General features: G+C 49.7%; 2 protein-coding genes. Both read left to right on the top strand.

Translation table 11 applies throughout. From position 1 onward, the window contains the following. Positions 1–799, top strand: a 799-nt coding sequence (locus tag VIN66_RS01500; RefSeq protein ID WP_331922345.1) for a hypothetical protein, incomplete at its 5' end; no start/stop codon positions are given. 111 nt (positions 800–910) lie between these two features. Further along, positions 911–2,017 carry a phosphoribosylaminoimidazolesuccinocarboxamide synthase gene (locus tag VIN66_RS01495; protein WP_331922344.1) on the top strand — a complete coding sequence of 369 codons (1,107 nt, stop codon included), beginning with the start codon at positions 911–913 and terminating at the stop codon, positions 2,015–2,017. Positions 2,018–2,052 lie beyond the last annotated feature (35 nt).

Below are 2,052 nucleotides of genomic sequence, written 5' to 3'. Positions count from 1 at the left end.
CAGCAACCAGTTTAAAATTGTTGGCAAACTGGACGAAAAGGCCACCGGCTATACGCTGGATTCAAAAGACGGTTTTACCCGCTTTGAAATGACCATGCCTCGCCAGGTAAATTACCGTGGTAATGAGAAATCCAATGGCGCTGATTTACGTGTTGAAGTGCCCATTGGCAGCACTCTGGAGTTTAAAGGTGTAAACAGCGATGTAAGCCTTAGTGGTATCAGCGGTGGCAGTAAAATAAGCACTGTGAATGGCAAAATTGCTGCGGTCAATCTGTCAACACTGGTGCAGTTAAGCACGGTGAACGGCGAAATAGGCAGCAAAGACAACAGCGGTCAAATTGAACTGAGTTCGGTAAACGGTGAAATTACTGATGTTGGTTCAACCGGTCGGCTGGATTACAGCGTGGTAAATGGCAAAATTGAAGCCAGAACCGGTGCAGAAGAAATCAGTGTCAGCACAGTGAACGGTGACGCCAAACTGAAAATGAGCGGCACACAGCGCTTTAAGTTAAGTACAGTAAACGGCGAAATTGACGCTGAACTGGCTAACTCAGTTAGCCCGCGCATTGGCGGCAGTAGTGTCAGCGGTGATATCGAGTTAAAACTGGAAACCAATGTCAGTGCCCGTTTTGATATCAAAGCGTCAGCCGGTGGTGATATCGACAATAAGCTCACCAGCGACAAAGCGACTAAAGCCAAATACGGCCCGGCACGCAGCCTGCAATTTAGCACCGGTAGTGGTGATGGCAGTGTCGAGCTGAGCACTGTCAGCGGTGATATCGAGCTGGATAAGCTGTAAGGTATAAAACATCGTGAACTGAATCGCCGTAGCTTACGTTGCGGCGATTCAGTTACGTGCGTTAATCTGCTAAACTCTGCGCGCCTTTTACCAGCCTCAGAAGAAGTGAAGATGACTCTTGCAACTCAGGTTCTGGCGGTCAATGACGATCTGCCAATTCGTACAGATTTACCGGTGCACTCCGGCAAAGTGCGCAGTGTGTACTGGCTGACAGCCGAAGACAGTGCACGGCTTATCCGCGAGAAAAATTATCCTGTCGCTATAGATACACCGCTTGCCATTATGGTAATCAGCGACCGTATATCCGCTTTTGACTGTATCTGGCATGGTGAAAATGGCCTGAACGGGGTGCCGGGTAAAGGGGCTGCATTAAATGCCATTTCCAATCACTGGTTTTCGCTGTTTAAACAGCATGGCCTGGCCGACAGCCATATTCTGGATATTCCGCACCCGCTGGTGTGGATAGTACAAAAAGCCCGGCCGGTTAAAATCGAGGCCATTGCCCGCCAGTACATCACCGGCTCTATGTGGCGCGCTTACAGTAAAGGTGAACGCGAATTCTGCGGCATAACGCTGCCGGAAGGGCTGCAAAAGGATCAGAAATTGCCCGAAATTCTGATCACCCCTTCTACCAAAGGGATATTAACCGGCCTGGACGGCGTGCCAGAGGCAGATGATGTCAATATTTCCCGCGCTGATATCGAGCGGCACTGTCAGGCGTTTGGCTTTGAACAGGTATCGGACATTGACCTGTATGAAACTTTGCTGAAACAGGGTTTTAGTGTGATCAGTGACGCGTTGTCTGCACTGGATCAGATGTTTGTCGACACCAAGTTTGAGTTTGGCTATGTCAAAGATGTGCAGGGTAACAGCAAACTGATTTATATGGATGAGGTGGGAACACCTGATAGTTCCAGGATTTGGGATGGCGCCAGCTGGCGCGATGGCAAAATTGTTGAGCAGTCTAAAGAAGGCTTTCGTCAGTGGTTGCTGAATCACTTCCCTGAGCCGGACATTTTGCTGAACAAAGATCGTATGCCAGAGCGCGCTGCACTGGCCCGCGACAACGCTTTGCCAACTGAAGTGATGATGGATATTTCCCGCACGTACCTGGGTATTGCCGAGCGCGTAGTCGGCCATAACATTGCATTGTCAGCCGATCCGAAAGCAGAAATTATCGCGGTATTAGATCAGCAGTACGGCCTTATCGCCAAATAAGCAGGTCAGCTGCCTTATCTTCGCCAGATGCCAGC

Source organism: Rheinheimera sp., from assembly GCF_036568245.1.
GTDB lineage: Bacteria > Pseudomonadota > Gammaproteobacteria > Enterobacterales > Alteromonadaceae > Alishewanella.
The sequence above is the reverse complement of the archived record's forward strand: the minus strand, read 5'-3'. Positions and strand labels throughout refer to the sequence as shown.

What these genes read in the sequence shown, in the direction of transcription:
- VIN66_RS01495 (WP_331922344.1), top strand. Translation starts at nt 911, where the DNA reads ATGACTCTTGCAACTCAGGTTCTGGCGGTCAATGACGATCTGCCAATT.